Source organism: Kribbella sp. HUAS MG21, assembly GCF_040254265.1.
In the GTDB taxonomy this organism is placed as follows: domain Bacteria; phylum Actinomycetota; class Actinomycetes; order Propionibacteriales; family Kribbellaceae; genus Kribbella.
In genome coordinates this window covers 5,538,334-5,563,603 of the sequence record NZ_CP158165.1, presented here as the reverse complement: position 1 = coordinate 5,563,603, position 25,270 = coordinate 5,538,334, and the positions used below count along the sequence as shown (strand labels likewise).

Here is a 25,270-nt window from a genome sequence, read left to right as displayed (position 1 = left end):
CGGCCCGGATCGCGGGCCAGCGCTGCTCGGTGTCGGCCAGGATCAGGTGGGCTCGGTGCAAGTCAAGCTCGTCGCGGACGCCACCGTCAGTCCGGCGACGCGGACGGCCACCTGGATCAACCGCGAGGGCCGCCGGATCTTCGAGGTACGCCGTACCGCCACCGAGCTGGGCCACCCGGCCTGAGCAGTACTCGGCTACCGGGTCAGGTCTCGCGCCAACGCGGTGAAGTTGGCTGCGGCGGCAGAGCGGTTCTGTTTGGGCAGGGCGATCGCGAGGTCCACCAAGCGGACGACCGGACTGACCGGCAGGAAGACCACTTCCGGTCGCGGCTGGGCTGCGGAGCCAGGGAGCAGGCTCACCCCGCAGCCCGCCGCGACCAGGCCGACGATCGTCTGTAGTTGCTCCGCCTGCTGGACGACGTTCGGTGTGAAGCCGGCGCGGCCGCAGGCTGCCGCGATCTCGTCGTACAGGCCGGGTCCCAGCGCGCGGGGGAACAGGACGAACGGTTCGTCGGCGAGCGCGGCCGCCGGGATCCGGCGGCGTCCGGCGAGGCGGTGATCGTTCGGCAGGACCGCGACGAGTGGCTCGCGGGACACCGAGATCAGCTCGAGGTCGGTGTCGGGGCCGGGTAGCGGCGGGCGGACCAGGCCGAGGTCCAGCGCGGCTGTCCGGAGCCGTTCGAGCTGGAGCACGGTGGGCAGGACGTGGAAGCTCATCGTCACGTCGGGGTAGCGGTCCCGGAACGCGCGGATGATCGTCGGCAGCGGCTGGGCGACGGCCGATCCGACCATGCCGATCGCGAGATCACCGGCCTCGCCACGTCCGACCGCCCGGGCCTTGCGGACCGCGCTGTCCACCACCGACAGCGCGGTCCGCGCGTCGGCCACGAAAGCCTCGCCGGCGGGTGTCAGCCGCACTGCCCGGGTACTGCGCTCGAACAACGTGACGCCTAGCTCGGACTCGAGGGCCTTGACCTGCTGCGACAGCGGCGGCTGCGCGACGCCGAGCTCGGCAGCAGCGCGCCCGAAGTGCAGGTGGTCGGCCACCGCGACGGCCGCCCGGACATGCTTGAGATCCATCTGACCATGGAATCAATAGCGCCGGATTATGTACAGAATGGTCAGAGCGGTGTGGTGCGGCGGCATGCTGGCGAGCATGTTCACAAGTCTTCTCGTAGCGCTGTTGACGGTCCTGCCCGTCTCGGTGCCGGATCGCGTCGAACGCACCGACTGGGACGTGCCCGGCGGGGCCGGCACCTTGCACGTCCGCGAAGTACGGCTCGAGTCCGCGAAGCGCGCCCGGCCGGTCATCCTGCTGCACGGGGCCCGGGTTCCGGGCGTCGCGTCGTTCGACCTGCCGGTGCCGGGCGGCTCACTCGCCGAGGACCTCGCACGGCAAGGGCATCGCGTCATCGTCCTCGACGCCACGGGGTACGGCGCTTCGACGCGGCCGGCCGCCATGTCCGAGCCGCCCGAGGCGAACGCGCCGCTGGTCACCGGCGAGCAGGTCGTCAAGGACATCGACTCGGTCGTCCGATGGTTGCGCGCCGGACGCGTCGACCTCGTGGGCTGGGCGACCGGCGGGCACTGGGCGGCCTGGTACGCGAGCAAGTACCCGCACCGGGTGGCGAACCTCGTGGTGCACAGCAGCCTGTACGGCGCCACGACCGGCCATCCGCTGTTCCAGACGCCAGCACCCACCGCGGCGTACCGGCTGAACACCGCGGCCCAACTGCTACCGTCCTGGGACTCGAGCATCCCGGTCGAGGACAAGACCGAGTGGCGCGACCCGCGCGTCGCCCAGGCCTACACGGAGGCAGCACTCGCCAGCGACCCGACCTCCGCCGACCGCGAACCGCCGAGCTTCCGCGCCCCGACCGGCGCGATGCTCGACAGCCACAAACTTGCCAACGGCACCCAACTCTGGAACGCCCACCAGATCCGCGCTCGCACACTGGTCCTGCGCGGCGAGTACGACTTCTGGTCCCGCCCGTCGGACCTCACCTCCCTGGCCGCGGACCTCACCGCCGCCAGGCAGGTCAGCACGATAACCCTCCCCGGCGCCACCCACTACGTCCACCTCGACCGCCCGGACAAAGGCAGAACCCAGTTCGTCCAGACAGTCACCGACTGGCTGAAGTAGCCCACGGAGCGACGGGTACGCCGGTTCGGCCCGAGGTGATGGCGGCGTACGTGATGGCGAGGCTGCCGAGGTTGTCGGCCGCGGAGGTCTCGGGCCGGCGGCCTTCGCGGACGGCGGTTTCGAAGGCGGTCAGGCTGCCGGCGCGGTCCGTGCGCGGCATGGTGGGCAACGTCAGCGAGCTCTCGTCGCCTCCGGCGAACCTGATCCGGACCGCCTCGGTCACGCCCGGCTCGGAGCCGTCCGGGCGGCTGGTCCACCAGACCTCGCCGCCGTCGAACTCCATCCGCCACTCCCCTCCCCAGGCAGTCGTTGCTCCCGAACTCACCCAGCTGCCGCGGTAGCTCACCACCACGCCGTCGGTCAGCGTGATCAGGGCGGCCGCGGCGGGTGGTCCGCCGTACCGGAAGCCGTCCGGCTGCCACGTCCGGCAGACCACTTCGCGCGCCTCGACGCCGGTGACGGCCCGGATCAGGTCGAAGTGATGGATCGCCATGTCACCGAGCAGCGGATCGGTCAGCACGGGCCGACCGGGTGCCGGCGGACCCTTCGGCGTCGTCCGCCGGAAGTCGATGCTCACCGAATGCAGCGCGCCGAGCGCACCTTCCCGGACGATCCGCCGTACGGCGTGCACGGCGGGCTGGAAGCGATAGTTCTGGCTGACCATCACCGTCACCCCCTTCTGAGCGGCGAAGTCGACCAGCGCCCGCGCCTCGTCCATCGAAGGCGCCAACGGCTTCTCGACCAGAACCGGCAGCCCTGCCTCGACCGCCGCCCGAGCCGCCGGCACATGCCCGGCCAGATTCGCAGTCACCAGCACGGCGTCGGGCCTGGTCGCGAGGACGGCCTCGTCGAAGTCCGCGAAACACCGGGCATCGCCGGCGACATCGACGAGTGCGCGCAGCGATTCCGGCGCGGTGTCGACGTAGCCGACCGGCGTGACCTCGGGGACAGCGGGTACGACGGTCGTCGCCCAGTCGCGGCCCCATCCACCCAGACCAACTTGCAGTAGTCGCATCACTGTCCTTTCAGCTGAGGCGGTACACGACGGCTTCCCAGGGCCGCAGTACGCCAAAGGTCGGGGAGTCGGTGGTGGAGATCAGTACTTCGCCGACCGTGACGTCGGGCAGCGTCACCGTCACCTCTTCGGCGGTGAAGTTGCCGAGGACAAGTAATGCGTCGGAGCCCAGTCGGCGCGTGAAGGCGTACACCCGGTCGTCGTCCGGTAGGAGCATCGTGAAGTCGCCGTGGACGATGATCGGCTCGCTGTGGCGCAGTTCGATGAGCCGGCGGTAGTACGAGAGGACCGAGGCCGGATCGTCGACCTGCGAGACAGCGTTGACCACATCGTGGTTCGGGTTGACCGGCAGCCACGGTACGGCGGTAGTGAACCCGGCGCCCGGCCCCGCGTCCCACTGCATCGGTGTCCGCGCGTTGTCCCGGCTCATCGCCCGCATCGTCGCCACCACGTCCGCGGTCAACGCGCCGCCCGCGACCGAGGCCGCGTGGTAGTTCAGCGACTCGATGTCGCGGAAGTCGTCGATCGTGAGCAACGGCGCGTTCGTCATCCCGAGCTCTTCACCCTGATAGACGTACGGCGTACCGCGATGCAGATGCAGCACCGTCGCCAGCATCATCGCGGACCGCTCGCGATACGCACCGTCGTCCCCGAACCGCGATACGATCCGCGGCTGGTCGTGGTTGTTCCAGTAGAGGCTGTTCCACCCCGTCCCGGCGAGCCCGGCCTGCCAGCGGCCGAGCGACTCCTTGAGGTCCCGCAACCGCAGCGGCCGCGGATCGAACTTCCCCGTGCCGTGGTCGAGCCCGACGTGCTCGAACTGGAACACCATGTCGAGCTCCCGGCGCGCCGGGTCCGTGAACAGCCGCGCCTCGTCGATCGTCACCCCCGGCATCTCCCCCACCGTCAGGATGTGCCGGTCCCGGCCGGCCAGCACCTCGCGGTGCATCTCCTGCAGGTACTCGTGCATCCGCGGGCCGTTGACGTAGTGCTCGGTGCCGCCGTCGGGCAGCGCCGGATCCTTGGAGATCAGGTTGATGACGTCCATCCGGAAGCCGTCCACCCCACGGTCCAGCCACCAGCGCATCATCGCGTAGACCGCCTCCCGGACCTCGGGGTTCTCCCAGTTCAGGTCCGGCTGCTTGCGGGAGAAGAGGTGCAGGTAGTACTCACCCGTGGTCTCGTCGAGCTCCCACGCCGGCCCCGAGAACCAGGACTCCCAGTCGTTCGGCGTACGGCGCCACCAGTACCAGTCGCGCTTCGGGTTGTCGAGTGACGAGCGCGACTCGACGAACCAGGGATGCTCGTCGGAGGTGTGGTTCACCACCAGGTCCATCACCAGCCGCATCCCGCGCGCGTGCAACCCGGCGAGCAGTTCGTCGAAGTCCTCGAGCGTCCCGAATGCCGGATCGATGCCGGTGTAGTCGCTGATGTCGTACCCGTTGTCGTCGTGCGGTGACGGGTAGATCGGCGACAACCAGACCGCGTCGACGCCGAGGTGCGCGAGGTAGTCGAGCTTGCCGGTGATGCCGCGCAGGTCGCCGATGCCGTCACCGTTGCTGTCGGCGAAGCTGCGCGGATAGATCTGGTACACCACCGCGGACTTCCACCAGTCGTCCTCGACGCTGACGGTGGCGGGTCGGCTTGGCTCAGTGAGTGTCACGCTTGGGGCTCCAGGAGGTTCAGGTCGGGTCGATCAGGACGAGCTGCCAGAGGTGCGGCGCGGGCAGGTCGGCAACGGCATGATCACCGTCGATCCGGACGGGTACGTCGACCAGCCGCGCGCCGCGGTCGGGATCGGCGACCCGGACGCGCGGCAGGTTCGCACCGGTCCGCCGTACCCGCAGCACCGCGGGACCGGGATCGCCGGGCGTCTCACGCGGCGCATCCCACAACGCATCGGTCTGGCCAGTGAGGTTCACCAGATGTACGACGAGACGCCCGGACGCCTCGGTCACGCGCCGCCACACCGCGCCCGGCTGCGCGGCGTCGGCAACCTCGACGCCCGCGTACGTCACATCACAGTCGTCGTTGTACACCTGCGTGTACGACCCGGTGACGTCCGCAATCGTGGCCGGAAGCAACAACTCCGCGTGCTCGACGAGGAAGTCGTACCAGCGCTTCAGCAAGGCGGCGGTCGACGCCTCGGTGCGATGGTTGCGGACGTAGTACGGGTCGACCAGGATCCGGTCCGCCTCGCCGGCGAGCAGGTGCGTGGCGCCGTGCGAGAACAGCGTCGCCATCGTCAGCGCCGTCGCCAGATCCGACGCCTCCGTCGACGCGGAGTCGTACACATGCTGGTAGGCGGCGATCACCACCGGCTTCCCCTGGCCGGCCGCCCGCGCCCGCCGTACGACGTCCGCCAGGTGATCGAGCGTCACATGCGGCGGCCACACCTCGACGTACACCGCGTCCTGCGGGTGCGCGCCCGTCCGCCAGGTCGGGAAGTCGTTGACGTTGTTGAAGACCAGCCGCGCCTCGGGCAGTTCGGCGCGGACGCCGTCGATCAGGCTGCCGAACGCCTCCGCCAGGTCAACGGTCTCGCCGTCGGGCCGTACGGCGCGCTTCGGGTAGCCGTACTGGTCCAGGTGGAAGCCGTCGAAGCCCGCGCGGGACACCGCCGCGCGCAGGTCGCCGGTGAAGTGCGCGAGCCAGTCGGGCGCCGACGGGTCGACCAGGTCGAGGAAGTCGCCCAGACCGTAGGGCTCGCCCGACGGTTGCAGGAGCGCGCGGTGCTGCCAGTCGGGCCACTCGTCGCGGCCGACGCCGTACACCGCGGCGTAGCCCAGCGCGTCCGCGCCGACCTGGTGGCACGCCTTCACCAGCGAGGCCACCGTGTCCAGCGACACCGGTTGGCCGAGCGCGTCGTCGTACCTGTCACCGCCGCCGAGCAGGTCGGCGTGCCGGTACGCCCAGTCGTAGAACTGGACGGCGGTCAGATGCAGGCGACGGAGATTGTCGGTCACCGCGTCGAGGTCGCGATCCGGCCGGTAGTCCGCGACGAAGCCGTACCGCAGGCCGGCGCGTCGGTCGCCGGTCACCTCGACCGCGGTGCGCGACGCGCCGAGCTCGACGCCGTACCCGCCCGGGTCCAGCGGGCCGAAGTCGACGATGCCGTCGGCAACCACCTCCACGGTGGTCACCGGATCGCCGAGGTGGTACACAGTGGCGGCGGCTGGCGCTTCGAGGCCGCGGACCTCGACCTTGACCGGTTCACCGGGCGTGTAGCTGACCTTGGTCGGCAGGAGTTCTGGCATCGGATCAGTCCTTCACGGCGCCGGCGGCCAGCCCGGAGACGAACTGCCGCTGGCCGGCGACATAGACGAGGATGACGGGAATCACGGCGATCGTGGAGGCCGCGAACACCAGGCCCCACTCGGTGCCGTGCTGGCCCTGGAACGCGGCGATCGCGATCGGCAGCGTGCGCTTGTCCGGGTTGTCGATCACGGTCAGCGCCCAGACGAACTCGTCCCAGGCACCGAGGAACGAGAAGATCGCGGCCGTCGCGAGCGCCGGGCGGGCCAGCGGCAGGTAGAGCCGGAGGAACTTGCGGACCGGACCGGCGCCGTCGATCGTCATCGCCTCGTCCAGGGCCCGCGGCACGCGTTCGAAGAATCCGCGCAGCAGGAACGTGGTGAAGGCGACACCGGCGCCGGTGTAGAACAGCACGAGGCCGTTCAACGAGTTCAGCAGCCGCAGGTTCGTGGCCAGCACGAACTGCGGGACGATCGTGATGATGCCCGGGATCATCAGCCCGGCCATCAACACACCGAACCCGAGCCGCTTGCCGACGAAGTCGAACCGGGCGAACGCGTAGGCCATCATCGACGACACCGTCAGGACGGCGACCGTGGTGGCGATCGCGACGTACGCCGAGTTCAGGAAGTACCGGCCGAAGTCGTTGCCGGTCCACGCCGTCGCGTAGTTCGCCGTCGTCGGATCCTCCGGGACCAGCCGCGGCGGCAGCTCGAACAGGAACGCGTGCGGCTTGAACGACGTACCGAGCATGTACAGGAACGGCAGCACCATCACGATGCCGCCGACCGCGACCAGCGCGAGCCGGGCCGCGATCGACCACCGCGCGGGCCTCATCGCCGCTCCCCCGAGTCCTCGCGGAACAACCGGAACTGCACGAACGACACCACCGCGATCGCGATCGCGAGCAGGAACGACAACGCCGACGCGTAGCCGAAGTCGAGGAACCCGAACGCTTGCTTGTACATGTACGTCAGCGGCACCTCGGTCCCGCCCGCCGGACCGCCGTTCGTCATCAGCAGCACCGAGATGAACACGTTGAAGCCGCCGATGATCAGCAGTACGACGACGAACAGCAGCGTCTTGCGGATCGCCGGCAGGGACACGTTGAGGAACCGGTGCCAGGCGTTCGCGCCGTCCAGCGCCGCGGCTTCCTTCAGGTCCGCGCTCACCCCGGACAACGCGGCCAGGAAGATGACCATCGCCCAGCCGACGCCTTTCCAGATCCCGAGGATGCTCACGGCCATCAGCCCGGTCCAGCGGCCCTGCAGCCAGGCGATGTTGTGGTCGACCAGGTGCAGCGTGTCGTGCAACACCCAGTTGATCGCACCGCCGTCCGTCGTGAAGAGGTACTTGAACAGCAATGCCACGACGACCCAACTGGTCACCACCGGCAGGTAGAACAGCACCCGGAACAGCGTGCGGCCAGGCAACTTGCTGTCCAGCAGTACTGCGATCAGCATCCCGATGACGACCTGGCCCGGCACGGTGATCACCAGGTACACCCCGACGTTGGCCAGACTCAACCAAAACTGGCTGTCCTGAAGGCCCCGAACGTAGTTGTCGAAGCCGATGAACCGGCTCACCTGCGTCGGCACCACGGCCCAGTCGTAGAAGCTGATCTGCAACGACCGGCCCAGCGGATAGGCCACGATCACGCAGAACAACGCCATCCCGGGCAGCAGGAACAGGTACGGCGTCAGCTCGAAGCGGCGACCACCCGGCCGACGCGGTGCGACACCCGGTCGGCCGGACGTCCGCGACTCCCGCGGAACTGTCAGGGTCGCCATGGATCAGCCCCTGGCCAGCAGCGGGTCGATCTGCGCGACCGCGTCGTCGAGCGCCTTCTGCACCGGCTTGTCACCGCGGATCGCCAGCTGCACCTGCTTGCGCAGGATGTCGTCGATCTTGGTCCACGCCGGTGTCGGCGGCCGCGGCCGAGCGGTCTTGAGCTGCTCCATGTACGGCTCGTAGTACGGCTCGATCTTCGTCATCTCGCCGCTCAGCGACTTCAGCACCGAGAGCTGGCCGGTGGCCGCCATCATCTTCTGCGCCTCGGGGCTGAGGAGGAAGCGAGCGAACTCGGCCGCCGCCGCCTTGTTCTTCGACGCGGTCGTGATCACCACGTCCTCACCGCCGACGACGCTGATGCTGCCCGCCGAACCGCTCGGGAACGGCGCGGCCTTCATCTGGAACTTCGGGAACTGCTTCTGCAGCGGCGGGTAGGTCCACGGCCCGTCCATGATCGTCGCGTACGTGCCCTTGGCCAGTCCCTCGGCGGTCGGCGTTCCGCCGCTGCCACCCAGGATGAGCTTCGGCAGCGCCTTCTCCTTGTAGAGATCGGCCAGCAGTTGCACGGCCTGCACGGACTTCTCGCCGTTCAGGTAGCCGTCGGACTTGGTCACGTCCTTGTCGGTGATCTCGCCGCCGTTCGACCAGATGTACGGCAGCAGATTCCAGCCGCCGGTGTCGCCCTCGGCGAGGATGTACGCGTTCTTCGCCGCAAGCTTCGGACCCGCGGTCCGCAACTCGTCCAGTGTCTTCGGCGGCTCGGTCACTCCCGCGGCCTGCAGGGCGTTCGGGTTGTAGAGCATGACCTTCGTGTTGGTGTCGAGCGGGAGGCCGTAGTACTTCCCGCGGTACAGGTTCGTCGCGAGCGGACCGTCGTACGTCTGCTCGGCGAGCTCCTTGAAGTCCGGAAGCACGTCGCTGAGCGGCAGCAGTACGCCGAGCTTGGCCAGCTCGGGGACCCAGATGATGTCCGAGCGGACCACGTCGGGCAGGCTCTGGCCGGCCGCGGCGGTCACGAGCTTCTGGTGCAGCTGGTCGTACTGGACCGTGACCGGCTTGACCTTGACGCCGGGATGCGCCTTCTCGAACGCCGGAATCACCTGTTTCTCCAGGGTTTTCACCTCGGTGCCGCCCGCGCTGTAGGCGTGCCAGAAGGTGATCGTCCCGGACACCTGCTGGCCCGGCGCGAGCTTCTCCCCCGCGGCCGATTCGGCCTGCCCTCCGGAGCCCGCGCCGCCGGTACCGCACGCCACCAGGGCGGCGGCCAGGACGGCGGCCGTCGCGAGTGCGCCCGTTCGTCTCATCGTCGTACTCCTCAGTCTTGGAGCGTCAGTTTGATTAGAGGCATTAATTAAATGGGTTGCTGTAGTCTTGCGTTCCGTTCCGACCAGGTCAAGAGGTGACAGGTGAACAATCGCGAGCCGGCGACGACCTCGCCGTTGCTGCGCCGGCTGAACGCGGCCGCGATCCTCGACGCACTGCGCTCGACCGGCCCCGCGACCGGGACGGAACTGATGACGGCGACGGGCCTCTCCCGGCCGACGGTGCACACGGTCTGCGACCACCTGATCAGCGAGGGCTGGATCCACGAGCTCGAGCACCGGCCGCCCGAGCGGGGCGCCGGCCCGGGACGGCGGGCGCGGCAGTACGAGTTCAACGCGCGCGCCGGGTTCGTGATCGGAATCGACCTCGGTCAGAACAAGGTCACCGCGGTGCTCGCGGACCTGCGCGGCAACCAGGTCGCCGAGAACACCCGGAACTTCGGGCGCGAGGACATCGGCGCCAAGGCGCGGATCGCCGAACTCCGCCGCGCCGTCGACGCGGCGCTCGAGCTCGCGGAGCTGCCGCGGTCGTCGGTCCTCGCGATCACGCTGGCCGTTCCCGGGCCGGTCGGCGACGACGGACACGTCGTGGCCAAGGAGGAGTACCTTCCGGGGCTCGCCAAGCTCGACCTCCGCACCGCGGTAGGCGAGGGCTTCGACGCGCCCGTGCTGGTCGAGAACGACGCGAATCTCGCCGTACTCGCCGAGCGCTGGCGCGGCGCGGCCCAGGGCGTCGACAACGTCATCGAGCTGCTCGCCGGTGAGCGGCTCGGCTCCGGCCTGTTCCTCGGCGGGCGGCTGATCCGCGGCGGGCACGGCGGCGCCGGCGAGCTCGAGTTCCTCAACCTCGTGGAGGGTGTGGGCAACACCGACGGCATCGCCCGGCTGGCCAAGGCGTACGGCGCCAAGGCCGTGGCGACGCGCCGCCGGAAGACCGGTGCGCTGGCGAGCGCGGCCGGCAGCGACCCCGGCAAGATCCGGGCCGAACTCGTCTTCGCCGCGGCCGAGGCCGGTGACCCCGCGGCCGTCGCCGTCGTCGACCAGGTCACGACACGGATCGCGCGGGTCATCACGTTGCTGAACACGCTGCTCGACCCCGACCTCGTCGTGATCGGCGGCGCGGTCGCCCAGGCCGGCGACGTCCTGATCGAGTCGTTGCGCCGTGACGTCGCCGCGCTCACCGGCACGCCGCCGCGGATCGTCGCGTCCACCCTCGGGGACCACGCCGTGGTGGCGGGCGCCGTACGCCGAGCCCTCGACCACGCCGAACTCGCGCTGTTCCCCGAAGCCCGTCCGGGTTCTTGACCTTCAATTGTACGGTAGCGTATATCGCTGCGAGGAAGGCAGGTGCGGGATGGTCGCTCCGACGCGGACGCCGCGGGACCGGTGGATCGAGGAAGGGCTGCGGACGCTGGCCACCGGCGGGCCGGACGCCGTACGGATCGAGGCGCTGGCCAAGCGGCTGGGGGTGACGAAAGGCGGGTTCTACGGGTTCTTCGCCGATCGCGAGGCGCTGCTGCAGGCGATGCTGGACACCTGGGAGCGCGAGAGCGTCGACGACGTGATCGCCCGCGTCGAGTCCGAGGGCGGCGACCCGAAGACCAAGATCCACCGCGCCGGCATGCTCACGTTCTCCGACGACCGGCTGCTCCCGATCGACCTGGCGATCCGCGACTGGGCCCGCCGCGACGAAGCCGTGGCAACCCGCCTGCGCCGCGTCGACAACCGCCGCATGGACCTCCTCCGCGAAATGATCGGCACCTTCTGCACCGACCCCGACGAGGTAGAGGCCCGCAGCCTGATCGCCTTCTGCGTAGCCATCGGCGCCCACTTCCTGGCCGTCGAACACGGCAACCGCACCAGACCCGAAGTACTGGCCCGAGCCGCCGACCTCATCCTCGACCGATCACACCAGGCTAAGTAGAGCGCCGGTGAGGTAGAGGAGGTTTGCGAGGGTGAGGCCTGTGGTGGGTACGGCGAACCAGTTGCGGAGGCTGGTGAGGAGCATCGTGACGAGGTAGGCGGCGCCGATCACGAGGAGGTACGGCGAATCGGTCAGCAGGTCGGCGTGCGCGATGGCCAGGTAGCCGTAGGTCGTGGCTGGTGGTGAAGTCGATCCACAGACGCAACAGGTTCGTCGCGTCCGAGAGCGGGACTACGAGCCCCTTGAGGCGCTTGGTCAGCTCGTCGTCAGGCAGGAGCACCGTCCGCGACGGCACGCCATTCGCGTTCCATCGCGCGCATGAGTTGCGGGTACACGATCCAGTAGCGGAACGGCGCGATCGCCGCCATGTACAGGCGCCCGAAGAACCCGTTCGGCCGGACCAGCACCGCCATCTGGGCGTGGTACCGGCCGTCCCCGTCCGGCACCCACCCGATGTGCATCACCCCGTGCACCGTCCGGTTGGCCATCTCGGCCGCCCACTCGTCGTGCAACTGGTACAGCGGCGCGAACGGCAGCCCGGCGAACTCCGGCCCCGACGGCCCGTCGCGCAGGTCGTCCGGCAGCCGGTCGCGCAGGGTGGGCACCCGCGCCTTCAGCCCGTGCTCCGGATCGTCCCACCCGAACCACGCACCGAGCTTCCACCGGAGCTTCCACAACGCCCGAGCCGGCCACGCCCAGTTCACCGACGGATCCGTCGTACCGGTGACATCGGCAACGAAGAGCTGCAGCCCGTCCGGCCCACCCGGCGTCGGCAACCGCCAGACGTCCTCGAGCGTGAAGTCCCGGGTGATCTCGTGAATCCGCCACGGCCGCGCCGTGTGCTCCGACTTCGCGATCCTCATCGTCCCACTCCATCCATACGATGCCGTATAGATGGAGCGTACGACGTCTTATACGGCAGCGTATAGATGGAACCGGTGTGACGCCCGTCGCGATGGATACTGGTGCTGGTAGGTGATTCCCGTGTACGACGTCGTGGTCCTGGTCGAGGACGAGCTGAGTGTGCCGGACGCGGAGCGGCTGGTGCAGTTGTACGCCGACGCGCCGGATCCTGTCCGGTTCCACGTGGTGATTCCGTGTGAGGACGCGAAGGCGCAGGTCGAGGCGACGCTGGCGGGCCTCGCCGGTACGGAGCTGTTCGGGATGGCGAGCCAGCGGTACTCGGTCCGCTCGGACGAGGAGTTGCGCAAGGCAGGCGACGAAGCGCAGCGCGCCGTGGACGCCCGCGCGACCGCGGCACTGGAACGCAGTACCGGCCGACTACGCTCCTTCAACCTCGAGGCAGAGGGCACCATCACACACCTCCGCCCGGTCGACGAACTCGTCGACTACATCCCACGCGTCGACGGCCAAGAAGTCGTCGTACTCACCCGGCCCCACGTCATCGCCGAACTACTCCACGTCGACTGGTCCGCCCAAGCCCGCCGCCACCTCGGCGTCCCCGTCCTGCACCTCCTCGAACAACATCAGGACACCCCGCTCGAACACGAGAGCTAGCGCCGGTCCTTTCCCGTGACGTCCGGGCCGGTTTCGCCGCCGTACGTCGCGATCTTGAACTCCGTCGCGACCAGCGAGAGGGTCAGCTCGCGGATGCGGCGGCGGAGCGTGTCGCGGTGTTCGAGCAGCATGTCGAGGCGCTCGGGCACCGTGCTCTCCCCCGCGTCGGCCAGCTCGACGTAGTGCTGCAGGTCGCGCATCGCCATCCCGGACAGTCGCATCCGGGTGATGAACACCAGCCGCCGGATCGCCGACGCGTCGTACACCCGGTAGCCGGTGCCGTCGCGGGGTACGTCGACGAGTCCCGCGCGCTCGTAGTACCGCAGAGTGTGCGGCGAGATGTCGAGGTACTCGGACACCTCGGCGATCGTCATCGACTCGGGGACGTCGGCCAGGTCCGCGAGCCGGTGGATCGCCTCCACCGAAACGGTGCCGTCGTCACCGATCGCGGCCAGCGCCCTGGCCATCAACTCGTCGGTCGCCACCCCGTCAGCCTAGACCGCTTGCCTTGGAGCGCGCTCGAAGGCCTAGCGTCGCGGTCAGTGTCAGGGTGATGCTGCCGCTCGCGCGGTGGTTGGATCCTGAGCACCTGGTGTCTGGCTCATAGCGTCGGTGCCGGCCTGTGGGTCTGGCGAGCATGCGTTTTGCCGATGCCGGGTGTGAAGGAGCCGGCCGGCGTGACTTGATAGGAGCGTGGCACCGCCCCCGACTGAGATGTGTCCGCCGGCCGGTCCAACCGTCCCTCGCATCTGAGTGAAGGAGGCAACCACCATGGTTGTTGTTGGTGCCGATGTGCACAAGCGGACGCACACGTTCGTCGCGGTCGATGATGCCGGGCGCAAGCTCGGCGAGGTCACGGTGAAGGCTGACGCGGCCGGTCATGACAAGGCGGTTCGGTGGGTTCAGCGTGAGTTCGGGGCCGGCCAGACTGGTGCTGGTGCTGGTGCTGGTGCTGGTGCTGGTGCCGAGGTGAAGTGGGGTATCGAGGATTGCCGGCATCTGTCCGCGCGGTTGGAGATCGACCTGCTGGATGCCGGGCAGGTTGTGGTGCGGGTGCCGCCGAAGATGATGGCCGAGCAACGCCGTACTGCCCGCACGCGGGGTAAGTCCGACCCGATCGACGCGCTCGCGGTGGCACGGGCGGTACTGCGTGAACCGGGGTTGCCCGAAGCGTCGCATGACGAGTCGTCGCGGGAAGTGAAGCTGCTGGTCGATCACCGCGACGACCTGGTCGCCCAGCGCACCCAGGTGATCAACCGGCTCCGCTGGCACCTGCACCGGATCGATCCTGGTATCGACCCGGCGCCGAAGTCGCTGAAGCGGGCCGCGACCCGTGGTGAGCTCATGGAGTTCCTGGCCGGCCTGCCCGATCATCTGGACGGAATCGATGCGCGTCTGGCCCGCGAGTTGCTCGCCGACATCGACGCGGTGACCGTGCGGGTCAACGGGCTGGAACAGGAGATCGCCGCTCTGGCGGCTGTCCAGGCCCCGGCGCTGCTCGAACTGGAGGGCTGCGGCGCGCTGACCGCGGCCAAGATCGTCGGCGAGACCGCCGGGATTGCCCGGTTCCCGCACGAAGCGAAGTACGCCATGCACGCCGGCGTCGCGCCGATCCCGGTCTGGTCCGGCCGCACCAAAGGCCGGGTCCGCGTCAACAGATCCGGCAACCGGCAACTCAATGCCGCCTTGCATCGCATCGCAATCACCCAGATCCGTCGCGGCGGTCTCGGCCGCGCCTACTACGACAAACGCCTCGCCGCCGGCGACACCAAAACCGAAGCCCTGCGCTGCCTCAAACGACGACTCGCCCGCGTTGTGTTCAACACCCTCAAGAACAACCCCACAACCAACACCGCGACCACACTCGCGGCCGCGGCTTGACATAGGAGAAACGCATGAACACAGCACACCATCCGACGTGGATCATCACCGGCGCGAGTTCGGGTCTTGGACTGGCGCTGGCCGAGGCCGCCCTGAGCGCCGGCGAGCGGGTCGTCGGCACCGGGCGGCGGATCGAGAAGTTCGACGACCTCAAGGCGCGGTACGGCGACCAGCTCCTTGCGCTCGAGCACGACGTACGGGACATCTCCGCGGCGGCGGGCGTCGTACAGCGCGCGCTGGAGATCTTCGGGCGGATCGACGTACTGGTCAACAACGCCGGCGCCGGGCAGGTCGGCGCCGCCGAGGAGGTCACGGACGCCGAGCTGCGCGACATGCTCGAGCAGCACCTGTTCGGTCCGGCCGCTTACGTCCGGGCGGTGCTGCCGCACCTGCGGGAGAACCGCGCTGGCGCGATCGTGCAGATGAGCAGTCAGGGCGGGCGGATGTCGTTCCCCGCTGTGGGCAGCTACTCGGCCGGCAAGTTCGCCCTCGAAGGCTGGTCCGAGGCGCTCGCCGGCGAGGTCAGACCGTTCGGCATTCAGGTACTGATCGTCGAGCCGAGCCGGTTCCGCACCGGGTTCAACGCGGCCGACGTACTCAACACCGCCGAGCAGAACACGACGTACGACGACGTCATCGGCGCCGTCCGCGCGAACATGGCCGAGGCCGACGGCATCCAGGAAGGCGACCCCAACCGCGCCGCCCGCGCGATCCGCGACATGCTCGGACACCCCGACGCACCCCTACGCCTCCCGCTCGGAGCCGAAGCCGTCCGCAACCTCACCCGCGTCTACCAACGCGACCTCGACGCCGTCCAGAAATGGGCCGCCGTCAGCGAGTCCGCCGACTTCCCCGGCCTCCCCCCAGCCGTCCGCGCGTTCTGACCGGCAGACGTCACTACGATTGGGACATGGGTGAGCACGACGGTGCCGTTCCCGGCATCGCACCGGAGCCGGAGCGCGTGGGGGTCGCGCGGAGGCTCCACGTCGACGGCGAGGTGTTCGAGGTTTGGTCGGGCGGCGGTGGGACGCAGTACGACTGGGTCAGTGGGCCTAATGCGGGCTACGGGTTCGCGGTGAGTCCGGTGGCTGGGTCCGACGAGGAGCACGAGAGGAACATCCGCGGCTTCCTGTCGATGGTCGACCCGGCCACCGGATACATCGCAGAGGACTGATCCGCCGGTCCGCCATGCTCGGTACTCCGCTCCTCTCGGAGACCGTGCCCCGGTCGCAGACGCCGTCGGGGCCCTCGTCCTGCGGCATCGTCCGCCGATCTCCGTCGACGCGATCTGACCGGTAACGACCTCGATTGATCGTTGCCGAGACATTGTCTGGGAAATCGATTTCTGCCACACTCCGTCGCGTGAGCAACGTCGAGCGCTGGTTCCTGACCGCCGCGGACTCACAGATCGCAGAAGGAGTAGGGACATGCGTTTACGGAGACTGAGGGTTCTCGTCGTGGCAGCGGCGGCGGCCGGGTCGCTGGTCGTTGCGGGGTGCAACTCGGACTCGGGGAGTTCGGGTGGCTCCGGGGACAGCGGCGGGACGGCCGAGATCACCTTCTGGCAGCAGCAGTTCGAGCCGTACCAGCAGAAGTGGTTCAAGGCACACGTCGACAAGTTCAACGCGTCGCAGACCGCGGTGAAGGTGAAGTACCAGGTCGTGCCGGGTGACACCTGGCAGCAGAAACTGAAGGCCGCGCAGGCCGCGGGCACGCAGCCCGATGTCGCGACGACGAACTACGGCGGCATCCCGGCCGGCGTCGCGAACGGCCAGTTCGCCGAGCTCGACGGACTGCTGCCTGACAAGGCCTGGAGCGACATCAAGGAGAACGTCGCCGGCTTCGTCAAGGTCGACGGCAAGCATTACGCGTACCCGATGCTCGTCGAGCCCTCGACCGTGCTGTACTACCGCACCGACCTCGTCAAGGCCGCGGGTCTCGACCCGAACGCACCGCCCAAGACCTGGGACGAGCTGCTCACCTGGGCCGAGAAGCTGACGAAGGGCAAGGTCAAGGGGATGACGATCGCGTCCGTCGCGCCCGACCTCGGCTGGTCGAGCTGGGGCCTGCAGTACAACGCGTGCGGCCACCTGCCGATCAACGACGACTGGTCCGCCGCCAACGCGAAGGACCCGTGCTACACGAAGCTCTTCGAGTTCTACCAGACCCTGTTCCAGAAGGGCTGGATTCCGCAGCAGCCGAAGGTCGGCTACCCCGACGCCACGCCGTACGGCCAGGGCCAGGTGGCGATGATGGCGAACGGCTCCTGGGCGGTAGGCCAGCTGAAGCAGAGCTTCCCGGCGCTGATCAAGAACACCGCGGTCGCGCCCTTCCCGTCAATCGACGGCGATGCCAGCAAGCCGACGGCGACGCTGGGCGGCTGGACGCTCACGGTCGACTCCAAGTCGAAGCGCAAGGAGGCCGCGGCGAAGTTCATCGAGTACCTGCTGGCGGGCGACCCGGCGATCATGGCCGACTTCTTCCGCCAGAGCGGGTTCTCGAAGTACACGGTCCGTACTTCGGTCGACCAGGCGCTCGCCAACGACCCGGCCGCGACGTCGGACCCGTTCATGAAGATCATCAGCGAGAAGGTCGTCGCGACCGGCAAGGCCGAGCCGGCGTACCCGTTCGACATCTCGCTCGCCTTCGCGACGGCCATCGAGTCCGTCATGAAGGGCAAGTCCGACATCCCGGCCGCGACCCAGAAGGCGAGCGACGCGATCGACCGCGTCATCAAGCAGCAGCGCCTCAAGGGCACGGCACCGAAGGGCTGACCGACGATGCTCGACACATCCGCCAAGCCGACCGGCAAGGCCGCCGATGTGACCGGTCCGAGCGGTACGCCGTCGCGCAGGCAGCGGCGGCGTACCGCGAAGGTCGGGGAGCAGGTGCCGCGGCACCTGCGCGCGCACCGGACGGCGTACCTGATGATCACCCCGATGGTCGTCCTGCTCGGGATCTTCGTCCTCTGGCCGCTGGCCTACGCGTTCTACCTCAGCTTCTTCGAGATCAGCTTCTACAAGGACGCAGAGTTCGTCGGGCTGGACTTCTACACGTTCGTGCTCACCGACCCCGACTTCTACGACTCGCTGTTCGTCGGGCTCAAGCTGGCTTTGATGGTCGTGCCGACGATCCTGGTGCTCGCGCTGCTGCTGGCGAGCTTCATCGCGACGCTGTCGAAGCGGATGGCGGCGTTCATGAAGACGACCGTGTACGTGCCGGCCGTGGTGTCCAGCGTGGTCGCCGCGATCATCTTCGTCTTCATCTACCAGGACGAGGGCTTCGCGAACTGGTTCATCGGGCTGTTCGGCCAGGGCCCGCTCGCGTGGCTCAACACGGCGACGACCGCGCTGCCGGCCGTGGCGGTACCGGCGGTCTGGCTCGGCTTCGGCGTCTCGACGCTGATCATGCTGGCCGGCATCCTCGACATCCCGGAGAGCTACTTCGAGTCGGCCCAGCTCGACGGCGCGAACTTCTGGCAGCGCACCTGGTACATCACGATCCCGTCGCTGCGCAACGTCATCCTGTTCCTGCTCGTCACCGGCGTGACGCTGACGATCCAGGAGTTCCAGCTGCCGCTCGTCATGACGAACGGCGGCCCGGTGAACGCGACCAACACACCGAACCTGTACATCTTCAACAGCTTCCGCGACGGTACGCCGTACGCGACGAGCTACTCGCTGACGGCGGCGCTGCTGCTGTTCCTCGTGATCGGCACCATCTCCGTCATCATCTTCCGCGTCGTCAGCTCCGAGAAGTCGTCGGACGCCTGACGCGCACCAGAACCAGAAGGACCCCGATGAATCGTTCCTGGTACGCCCCCCGCCGGCTCGTGTCCTACCTGCTCGTCGCCGGCATCGCCGTGACCGCGCTCTTCCCGCTCGCGTGGATGGCGATCTCCGGGTTCAAGAGCCAGGCCGAGGTGCTGCGCAGCCCGTTCCAGTTCTTCCCCGACGTGTGGCAGCTCGAGAACTACCGGCTGATCCTCGCGGACCCGCCGTTCGTGCGGGCGATGGCGATCACGTTCGCCGGCGCGGTGATCTTCACCGTCGCGAGCCTGGTGGTGAACGCGATGGCGGCGTACGCGTTCGCCCGGCTCGACTTCGCCGGCAAGCCGCTGTGGTGGATCGTCTGCATCACGCCGATGTTCGTGCCGGCGATGGCGATCCTGCTGACGTCGTTCGTCGTCGTCAGCAAGCTCGGCATGCTCGACACCCTGGCGGTGCTGATCATCCCGGGAGTGGCGTCGAGCGCGCAGATGTTCTTCCTGCGGCAGTTCTACCTCAACATGCCGGCCGCGGTGGAGGAGGCCGCGCTGATCGACGGCGCGACCCGCTGGCAGATCTTCCTGCAGATCTTCGTCCCGCAGTCGCTCGGGCCGTTCGTCGTGGTCGGCATCGCCTCGTTCCTCGCCTACTGGAACTCGTACGTCTGGCCGGTGCTGGTGGTGTCGAACCCCGACCTGACCCAGATCATGCAGTACCTCGCGACGTTCCGGTCCGCGCGCGGCAACGAGTGGGGCATGCTGATGGCCGGTTCGACCCTGGCGGCGCTGCCGACGATCGTGCTGGTCCTGATCTTCCAGCGGTACATCGTCAACGGCGTCCGGCTGGCAGGGATCAAGTAGCAGAGGCGAGGCGCAGTTCGACACCGAGATCCTCGACGCGCTTGCGGGTGTCGCCGGGGAGATCGGTGTCGCTGACCACCAGGTCGAGCTCGACGAGCGGCGCGACCTGGAACTTCGACGCGGTGCCGTACTTCGTACTGTCGGCGAGCAGCACCGTCGTCGAGGCCGAGGCCATCGCGGCCCGCTTGAGCTCGACCTTGTCGAGGGTCGGCGCGCTGACCCCGCGCGAGACGCTCCACGCGCCGGTGCTGAGGAAGAACAGGTCCAGGTTGATCGCGGACAGCGTCGCCGCCGCGAGCCGACCACTGCTCGACGCACTCGCCTTGTCGACCGCTCCCCCGGTGTGGATCACCTCGACGTCCGGTACGTCGAACAGCGCGGTCACCGCGTAGAAGTCGTTCGTCACCACCGTGAGGTCGCGCCGCCCGGCGAGGTACGCGACCACGGACTCGCACGTCGTACCGGCGTCCAGGTAGATCACCATGCCGTCGGTGACCAGCTCGGCGGCCGCGGCGGCGATCGCGCGCTTCCGCGGTAGCTCGAGCACGGCGCGCTGCCGGCGTTCCTGCGGCGGGACCTGCCCGGCGGTGCCGGCGAGCCGGACGCCGCCCTGGACCGAGACGACCTGTCCGGACTCCTCCAGCGCCGCGATGTCCCGCCGTACGGTCATGTGCGAGACACCGAGGTGCTCGGTCAGCGCCCGCGTGCTCAGTACGCCGTCCCGCCGCAGCAGCTGCAGCACCCGCTGGTGCCGCTGCTCCGGAATCAGTGGTCCCGTGCTCTCCATCGCCGCCCTCCCCGAACGCGTTGATCAGAACTTAACAGATCTTCACATCAACTGTTGACCGATGTGAATCGCTGAAATAATCTGTGAAACCATGTTCACAAAGTTGCAACGACTTCAGGCGATCGCCGACACCGGCGTGGTCCTGATCGTCCGGCTCGACGACGCCGAGGAGGCCTACCAGGTCGCCACGGCGGCCATCGCGGGCGGCATCCGGGCGCTGGAGATCACCTACTCCGTCCCGAACGCCCTGCGGATCATCGAGCGGCTCGCCACCGAACACCCCGAGGTGGTGGTCGGCGCCGGTACCGTGCTCGACGCGCAGTCGGCGTACGCCGCGATCCAGGCCGGCGCGCAACTCCTGGTCAGCCCGAACCTCAATCCGGAGATGCTCGCGGTCGCGAACCGCTACCAGGCCGTCTCGATCAGCGGCGCGTTCACGCCCACCGAGATCGTCAACACGGCCGAGGCCGGCGCGGACCTGGTCAAGTTGTTCCCGGCCGAGGTGCTCGGACCGCAGTACGTGAAGTCGGTGCTGGCGCCGCTCGCGCACATCCCGGTCGCGCCCACCGGCGGGGTGACCCCGGAGAACGTCGGCGAGTGGTTCGCCGCCGGGGTCTCCGCGGTCGGCGTCGGCAGCTTCGTCACCAAGGCCGGGCACGCGCCGGGTGACTACGAGCCGGTGACGATCGCCGCCAAGACCTTCCTCGCCGCCGTCGACAGTGCTGTTCGCAAACCCACCCCACCAGCCCGATTCGGGGCGCGCACCCCGTAAACCCCTCGCTACAGTCGCCCTAGGAGCGCATCATGCAGGACTCGACCCTTCAAGCCCAGGCGGCGCCGGGGACCGCCCCGGCCGCACCCGCACGACCGACCCGCGTGCGGTGGCTGTTCATCGCCCTGCTGGTCGTCGGCGGCGTCGTCAACTACCTCGACCGGGGCACGCTCGGCGTCGCGAACACGACGATCGCGGCGGATCTCGGCCTCAGTACGATCCAGATGGGCGTGCTGCTGTCCGCGTTCGCCTGGCCGTACGCGCTCGCCAACCTACCGGCCGGGTACCTGGTGGACCGGTTCGGCGCCAAGGCGATGTACGCGTGGGCCGCCGGCCTGTGGTCCGTCGTCACGATCGTCACCGGCTTCGCCCGCAGCTTCTCCTTCCTGTACGCCGCCCGCGTGGCGCTCGGCATCGCGGAGTCGCCGTTCTTCACCTCCGGGCTCAAGGTCTCGCAGCGCTGGTTCCACAAGGACGAGCGGTCGCTGCCGTTGTCGCTGATCAACACCGGCTCCCAGATCGCCAACGCGATCGCACCGCCGCTGCTGACGTTCCTGATGCTGACGATGAGCTGGCAGGGCATGTTCATCGTGGTCGGCGCCTTCGGCCTGATCGTGGTCGCGGTCTGGGTGAAGCTCTACCGCAACCCGACGCCCGCCGAGGAGGCCGCGATCAAGAGCCTCGGCGAGGAAGCCGCCGAGGAACGGCAGGCCACGAAGGGCTCCTGGGGCTCGCTGCTCAAGCAGGCCAACACCTGGTTCATGGTGATCGGCGCCTTCGGCATCTTCTACACCGTCTGGGTGTACCTGACCTGGCTGCCCGGCTACCTGCACACCAGCCGCGGCTTCAGCCTGACCAAGACCGGCTGGATCGGCGCCCTGCCGTTCCTCTGCGGCATCGTCGGCGTCCTCGCCGGCGGCCTGCTGTCCGCGGCGGCGATCAAGCGCGGCGTCCGGACCCTGACCGCGCGGAAGATCCCGATCGTCGGCGGCGCGGTGCTCGCCGCGGCCGCGGTGCTGCCGGTCGCGTTCGTACGCAGCGACGTACTGAGCATCGCGCTGCTGTGCGTCGGGTACTTCGCGGCGCAGATCCCGATCGGCGTGATCTGGACCCTCGCGTCGGACCTGGCGAAACCCGAGCAGGTCGCGTCGCTCGGCGCCATCCAGAACTTCGGTGGCTTCCTCGGCGCCGCGCTGGCGCCGACCGTCACCGGGTTCATCCTCGATGCCACCGGCAACAACTACGGTCTGGTCTTCGTCGTCGGCGGGGTCCTGCTGCTCGTCGGCGCGACGTCGTACGGTGTGTTCGTGAAGGAACGTGCCACCGCGTGACTCCCACCGTCTTCTTCGTGATCGGGCCGGCCGGCTCCGGGAAGTCCACCGTGAGCCGGCAGCTGGCCCGGCGTTACGACGCCGCGTACCTGGACAAGGACACCGTCGCGACCGCGTTCACCGAGCTCCTGCTCGAGCAGAACGGCTCCGACCGGAACGACCGCGACCACAACGAGTACTACCTGTCGACCATCCTGCCACTCGAGTACGCGACCCTGCTCCGCCTCTGCGCCGACAACCTCGGCGTCGGCCGGTCCGTCGTACTGGACGCGCCGTTCGGCCGCTTCTTCGCCGACGGGGACTATTTGCTGGAAGCAACCGCCGACTGGCCCGACGCCAGCCTGGTCGTAGTACACGTCACCGCGGCGGGCCCGCTCGTCCAGGACCGCGTGGCCCGCCGCGGCTATGCCCGCGACACCTGGAAACTCGCCCACTGGGACCAGTTCTGGGCAACAACCCAAGCCACCACCTGCAACTGGTCCGGCGCCACCCACCTCACCCTCGACAACTCCTCTGACACCCTGGACCTGGACGGCTTCGACACAGCACTCCGCGCGGCGGCCGGCAGGGTCAGCGGGGCCAACGGTCAGGAGCCGGCGGCAGGGCCGGGAACGGCGTAGCCGTCTGGAGTTGGTACCAGTACGCCGTGGTGGCGATGTCGTCCTGGCGTTCGAACAGGCCGTGACGATCTCCGGCTCCGGGTGGGCCCGGATCCGGCCGCGGGCGCGGTCGTTCAGCACCAGCGACACCGCCGACCGGTCGGACTAGAAGGCCTGGGTGATCAGGATGATGGCGAGGAGCAGGAGGATGGTTGCGGTGATGAGGTTGAGGTTGGTGAGTAGCCAGGATTCCAGCGCTTTCAGCGCCGGGGTGATCCTGGCGACGCCGACGAGCAGCACGATCGGGATCGGGAGCAGGACGGACGCGGACGCCGCGGTCACGAAGGCGGCTGTTGCCGCAGTTGCCGGTCCGGGCGCGAGGTTCGCGGCGCCGAGGTAGCTGCCGGCGCTGAGGATCAGCGGGAGGTTCTTCAGATTCGCCAACGCGGCAACACTGCCGGTGACGACGAGGCCGGCGGCGGAGAGCGTGGAGATCCGGTCGAGCAGACGCGGGCGCTTCGGCGGCGCACCGGGTGCCGGCCGCGCACGCCAGTACCGGACCGCCAGTACGGCGAACAAGGCTCCGACCGCCAACCGGATGACATCGACACCGTCGCGAGCCGTTTCCGCGCTGTAGTCGGCGACCGTGTCGGTGAGTACGACGACCAACGCCGTGGCGATCGCCAGCGCGCCGTACCAGCCGACGGCGACACAGAGCGCGGCGCGCACCGGACGCGGCGTCATCAACGTCAGCAGGACGCACACGAGCGGCACCGGGCTCAGCGCGATCGCCAGCGCTTGCGGGAGGACCGCGCCCACCACCGGCCACAAGTCGGCACTCACTCGCGGTCCGGGGACGGCGGGGCCGGGACCTGCAGGACCTCGAGGATGCTGATGCCGAGCGTGTCGAGGTGGTTGAGGATGCCGGCGAGCGCGGCCTGGTCGGCCAGGTAGCCGTGCAGCACGGTCTGCGCGGGCTCCGGATCGACGCTCAGCGACGGGAACGCGTCCGTCAGGTCGCGCGACAAGCTGCCTTGTACGCGAATGACGTAATGGCCCATGGCAACGCCCCTTTCACGGTGACTCTCCTGGATCCGGACGCGCGGAACATCCCCCTTCCCGGGCGACGAGGCCGGGGCGGAACTCGTCTCCCCCGGATCGTGGGATGGCCGCGGCGCGCCGGATCAGCAGGCTGGGCAGCGTGGCCGACCCCGCGTCGACGCCGACGCCGACCCATGACCGACGGCGGCTTCCGAAGCCGTTGCTGCGGACCGTGCGCATCGCACTCATCGTGGTCGTCGTCTGGTTGCTGCTGCGGCTGCTCCGCGGGGTGGACTGGTCCGAGGTGGGGTACGCCCTCACCCATCTGGCGGTCTGGCAGATCGCGGTGCTCCTGGTCGTGATGGCGGTACGACGCTTCGTCAGCGCGGCACCACTCGCGCTGCTCATACCCGGCCTGAGCGCCGGCCGCGCGATGGTCAACGACGTGGCGGCCACCGCCGTCGCGACGCTCGCCCCGTCGCCGGGCGACGTGATGATCCGGCTGGCCATGCTGCGCTCGTGGCAGATCGACCCCACGAACGCCGCGTCGGGCCTGACGCTCAGTACCTTGCTGTTCTACGTCGCCAGGCTCGCCGCACCGTTCCTGGGGTTCGTGTTGTTCTGGGCCGCCGGCACCTTCTACGCACCGTTCGGATGGTCGGCGCTGGTCTTCGGCGCCGGGGCCGCGGCACTGCTCGGCGGCCTGCTCTACGCCTTACGGGCCGAGCGCACCGCCGCCGCGGTCGGCCGGCTGATCGGCGGCCTGCTGCGCCGGGTACGGCCCACCACGAAGGGACCCGACGCCTGGGCGGAGCTGCTGGTGTCGTTTCAGGCACACAGCGCGGGCACCATGCGACGCCGCGGACGGCTCACCATCCTCGACCTGCTCGCCCTGGTCCTCGTCGAGGCCGGGCTGATCGTCCTCTGCATGGCCTTCGTCGGCGCCGAGCTGGACCGCTCCGACGTCGTCCTCCTCGCCTGCAGCTTCATGGTCGTCTATCCGCTGACCGGCCTGCCCTTGATGGGCGCCGGCGTGCTCGAGGCGACGTACGTGACCTTCGTGTCCGAGCACAGCGAGGTCGAGGCGACGGCGTTGATGGCGGGGCTGATCGTGTGGCGGGTCGCGGTGCAGTTCGTGCCCGTGCTCGTCGGACTGCTCACGATCGTCGTGTGGCGCCGTACCCACGAGGCCTGAGACGTACTGCGGATCACCCGAACCGGGTGACCCGGCCGAGGTCCGGAACGGCCGGTGCGGGATGGTGTG

27 protein-coding genes are annotated in these 25,270 nt (G+C 68.9%); 15 read left to right on the top strand and 12 right to left on the bottom strand.

The window, feature by feature from the left end:
• Window positions 1–55: 55 nt before the first annotated feature.
• A complete protein-coding gene (locus ABN611_RS27045; RefSeq protein WP_350275047.1) occupies window positions 56–184 on the top strand; it encodes a hypothetical protein in 129 nt (42 codons plus the stop codon).
• 11 nt (window positions 185–195) lie between these two features.
• Here the strand turns inward: ABN611_RS27045 and ABN611_RS27040 are convergent, their stop codons facing one another.
• A complete protein-coding gene (locus ABN611_RS27040) occupies window positions 196–1,080 on the bottom strand; it encodes a LysR substrate-binding domain-containing protein (RefSeq protein ID WP_350275046.1) in 885 nt (294 codons plus the stop codon).
• Window positions 1,081–1,156: 76 nt separating this feature from the next.
• On the opposite strand from ABN611_RS27040, the gene ABN611_RS27035 reads away from it, so the two are divergent.
• Complete coding sequence (locus ABN611_RS27035) at window positions 1,157–2,143, top strand: alpha/beta fold hydrolase (protein WP_350275045.1); 987 nt, start codon at window positions 1,157–1,159, stop codon at window positions 2,141–2,143.
• On the opposite strand, the gene ABN611_RS27030 is transcribed toward ABN611_RS27035, so the two are convergent.
• The 6 genes from ABN611_RS27030 to ABN611_RS27005 are packed head-to-tail and all read right to left on the bottom strand — an operon-like array spanning window position 2,124 to window position 9,508.
• Entirely contained in the window at window positions 2,124–3,158 is a 1,035-nt protein-coding gene (locus ABN611_RS27030; RefSeq protein ID WP_350275044.1) for a Gfo/Idh/MocA family oxidoreductase, read from the bottom strand. The genes ABN611_RS27035 and ABN611_RS27030 overlap by 20 nt on opposite strands.
• A gap of 10 nt (window positions 3,159–3,168) precedes the next feature.
• On the bottom strand, window positions 3,169–4,821 hold the full coding sequence (locus tag ABN611_RS27025) for an alpha-glucosidase (RefSeq protein ID WP_350275043.1): 1,653 nt from the start codon (window positions 4,819–4,821) through the stop codon (window positions 3,169–3,171).
• A gap of 19 nt (window positions 4,822–4,840) precedes the next feature.
• Window positions 4,841–6,415, bottom strand: coding sequence for a glycoside hydrolase family 66 protein (locus tag ABN611_RS27020; RefSeq protein WP_350275042.1), 1,575 nt, complete (start codon window positions 6,413–6,415; stop codon window positions 4,841–4,843).
• 4 nt (window positions 6,416–6,419) lie between these two features.
• Window positions 6,420–7,250, bottom strand: a complete 831-nt coding sequence (locus tag ABN611_RS27015) for a carbohydrate ABC transporter permease (RefSeq protein ID WP_350275041.1) — start codon at window positions 7,248–7,250, stop codon at window positions 6,420–6,422.
• The gene (locus ABN611_RS27010) at window positions 7,247–8,203 is read right to left on the bottom strand and encodes a sugar ABC transporter permease (protein ID WP_350275040.1); all 957 of its coding nucleotides are present in this window, start codon (window positions 8,201–8,203) and stop codon (window positions 7,247–7,249) included. Before ABN611_RS27010 ends, ABN611_RS27015 begins: the two co-directional genes overlap by 4 nt.
• Before the next feature lie 3 nt (window positions 8,204–8,206).
• Window positions 8,207–9,508, bottom strand: a complete 1,302-nt coding sequence (locus ABN611_RS27005; protein WP_350275039.1) for an extracellular solute-binding protein — start codon at window positions 9,506–9,508, stop codon at window positions 8,207–8,209.
• A 102-nt stretch (window positions 9,509–9,610) separates the two neighbouring features.
• On the opposite strand from ABN611_RS27005, the gene ABN611_RS27000 reads away from it, so the two are divergent.
• Both ABN611_RS27000 and ABN611_RS26995 read left to right on the top strand, forming a co-directional pair.
• Window positions 9,611–10,831 (top strand): ROK family transcriptional regulator, encoded by a 1,221-nt coding sequence (locus ABN611_RS27000; protein ID WP_350275038.1) that lies wholly within the window; start codon window positions 9,611–9,613, stop codon window positions 10,829–10,831.
• A gap of 49 nt (window positions 10,832–10,880) precedes the next feature.
• Complete coding sequence (locus ABN611_RS26995) at window positions 10,881–11,450, top strand: TetR/AcrR family transcriptional regulator (RefSeq protein WP_350275037.1); 570 nt, start codon at window positions 10,881–10,883, stop codon at window positions 11,448–11,450.
• Between the two features lie 266 nt (window positions 11,451–11,716).
• Here ABN611_RS26995 and ABN611_RS26990 read toward each other — a convergent pair whose 3' ends face one another.
• Entirely contained in the window at window positions 11,717–12,313 is a 597-nt protein-coding gene (locus ABN611_RS26990; RefSeq protein WP_350275036.1) for a DUF2867 domain-containing protein, read from the bottom strand.
• 121 nt (window positions 12,314–12,434) lie between these two features.
• Here ABN611_RS26990 and ABN611_RS26985 point away from each other — a divergent pair, with 121 nt between their 5' ends.
• A complete protein-coding gene (locus tag ABN611_RS26985; RefSeq protein WP_350275035.1) occupies window positions 12,435–12,968 on the top strand; it encodes a hypothetical protein in 534 nt (177 codons plus the stop codon).
• On the opposite strand, the gene ABN611_RS26980 is transcribed toward ABN611_RS26985, so the two are convergent.
• Entirely contained in the window at window positions 12,965–13,453 is a 489-nt protein-coding gene (locus ABN611_RS26980; RefSeq protein WP_350275034.1) for a MerR family transcriptional regulator, read from the bottom strand. The genes ABN611_RS26985 and ABN611_RS26980 overlap by 4 nt on opposite strands.
• 268 nt (window positions 13,454–13,721) lie before the next feature.
• On the opposite strand from ABN611_RS26980, the gene ABN611_RS26975 reads away from it, so the two are divergent.
• The 6 genes from ABN611_RS26975 (at window position 13,722) to ABN611_RS26950 (ending at window position 19,476) form a co-directional block, all read left to right on the top strand.
• Window positions 13,722–14,849, top strand: a complete 1,128-nt coding sequence (locus ABN611_RS26975; RefSeq protein WP_350275033.1) for an IS110 family transposase — start codon at window positions 13,722–13,724, stop codon at window positions 14,847–14,849.
• Window positions 14,850–14,863: 14 nt separating this feature from the next.
• A complete protein-coding gene (locus ABN611_RS26970) occupies window positions 14,864–15,733 on the top strand; it encodes an SDR family NAD(P)-dependent oxidoreductase (protein WP_350275032.1) in 870 nt (289 codons plus the stop codon).
• A gap of 26 nt (window positions 15,734–15,759) precedes the next feature.
• Window positions 15,760–16,023 (top strand): hypothetical protein, encoded by a 264-nt coding sequence (locus ABN611_RS26965; protein ID WP_350275031.1) that lies wholly within the window; start codon window positions 15,760–15,762, stop codon window positions 16,021–16,023.
• 253 nt (window positions 16,024–16,276) lie between these two features.
• Entirely contained in the window at window positions 16,277–17,623 is a 1,347-nt protein-coding gene (locus tag ABN611_RS26960; protein ID WP_350275030.1) for an extracellular solute-binding protein, read from the top strand.
• A 6-nt stretch (window positions 17,624–17,629) separates the two neighbouring features.
• Window positions 17,630–18,622, top strand: coding sequence for a sugar ABC transporter permease (locus ABN611_RS26955; protein ID WP_350275029.1), 993 nt, complete (start codon window positions 17,630–17,632; stop codon window positions 18,620–18,622).
• A gap of 26 nt (window positions 18,623–18,648) precedes the next feature.
• Complete coding sequence (locus tag ABN611_RS26950) at window positions 18,649–19,476, top strand: carbohydrate ABC transporter permease (RefSeq protein WP_350275028.1); 828 nt, start codon at window positions 18,649–18,651, stop codon at window positions 19,474–19,476.
• Here the strand turns inward: ABN611_RS26950 and ABN611_RS26945 are convergent.
• Window positions 19,469–20,263, bottom strand: a complete 795-nt coding sequence (locus ABN611_RS26945) for a DeoR/GlpR family DNA-binding transcription regulator (protein ID WP_350275027.1) — start codon at window positions 20,261–20,263, stop codon at window positions 19,469–19,471. The genes ABN611_RS26950 and ABN611_RS26945 overlap by 8 nt on opposite strands.
• Window positions 20,264–20,354: 91 nt before the next feature.
• Here ABN611_RS26945 and eda point away from each other — a divergent pair, with 91 nt between their 5' ends.
• The 3 genes from eda to ABN611_RS26930 are packed head-to-tail and all read left to right on the top strand — an operon-like array spanning window position 20,355 to window position 22,986.
• Window positions 20,355–21,035 carry a bifunctional 4-hydroxy-2-oxoglutarate aldolase/2-dehydro-3-deoxy-phosphogluconate aldolase gene (gene eda, locus ABN611_RS26940; RefSeq protein ID WP_350275026.1) on the top strand — a complete coding sequence of 227 codons (681 nt, stop codon included), beginning with the start codon at window positions 20,355–20,357 and terminating at the stop codon, window positions 21,033–21,035.
• A 32-nt stretch (window positions 21,036–21,067) separates the two neighbouring features.
• The gene (locus ABN611_RS26935) at window positions 21,068–22,366 is read left to right on the top strand and encodes an MFS transporter (RefSeq protein ID WP_350275025.1); all 1,299 of its coding nucleotides are present in this window, start codon (window positions 21,068–21,070) and stop codon (window positions 22,364–22,366) included.
• Window positions 22,363–22,986 (top strand): AAA family ATPase, encoded by a 624-nt coding sequence (locus ABN611_RS26930; protein ID WP_350275024.1) that lies wholly within the window; start codon window positions 22,363–22,365, stop codon window positions 22,984–22,986. The genes ABN611_RS26935 and ABN611_RS26930 overlap by 4 nt, the downstream gene beginning before the upstream one ends.
• Before the next feature lie 144 nt (window positions 22,987–23,130).
• Here the strand turns inward: ABN611_RS26930 and ABN611_RS26925 are convergent, their stop codons facing one another.
• A complete protein-coding gene (locus ABN611_RS26925) occupies window positions 23,131–23,808 on the bottom strand; it encodes a GAP family protein (protein ID WP_350275023.1) in 678 nt (225 codons plus the stop codon).
• On the bottom strand, window positions 23,805–24,026 hold the full coding sequence (locus ABN611_RS26920; protein WP_350275022.1) for a hypothetical protein: 222 nt from the start codon (window positions 24,024–24,026) through the stop codon (window positions 23,805–23,807). The genes ABN611_RS26925 and ABN611_RS26920 overlap by 4 nt, the downstream gene beginning before the upstream one ends.
• Before the next feature lie 104 nt (window positions 24,027–24,130).
• Between ABN611_RS26920 and ABN611_RS26915 the strand changes: the two genes are divergently transcribed.
• A complete protein-coding gene (locus ABN611_RS26915; protein WP_350275021.1) occupies window positions 24,131–25,201 on the top strand; it encodes a lysylphosphatidylglycerol synthase domain-containing protein in 1,071 nt (356 codons plus the stop codon).
• Window positions 25,202–25,270 lie beyond the last annotated feature (69 nt).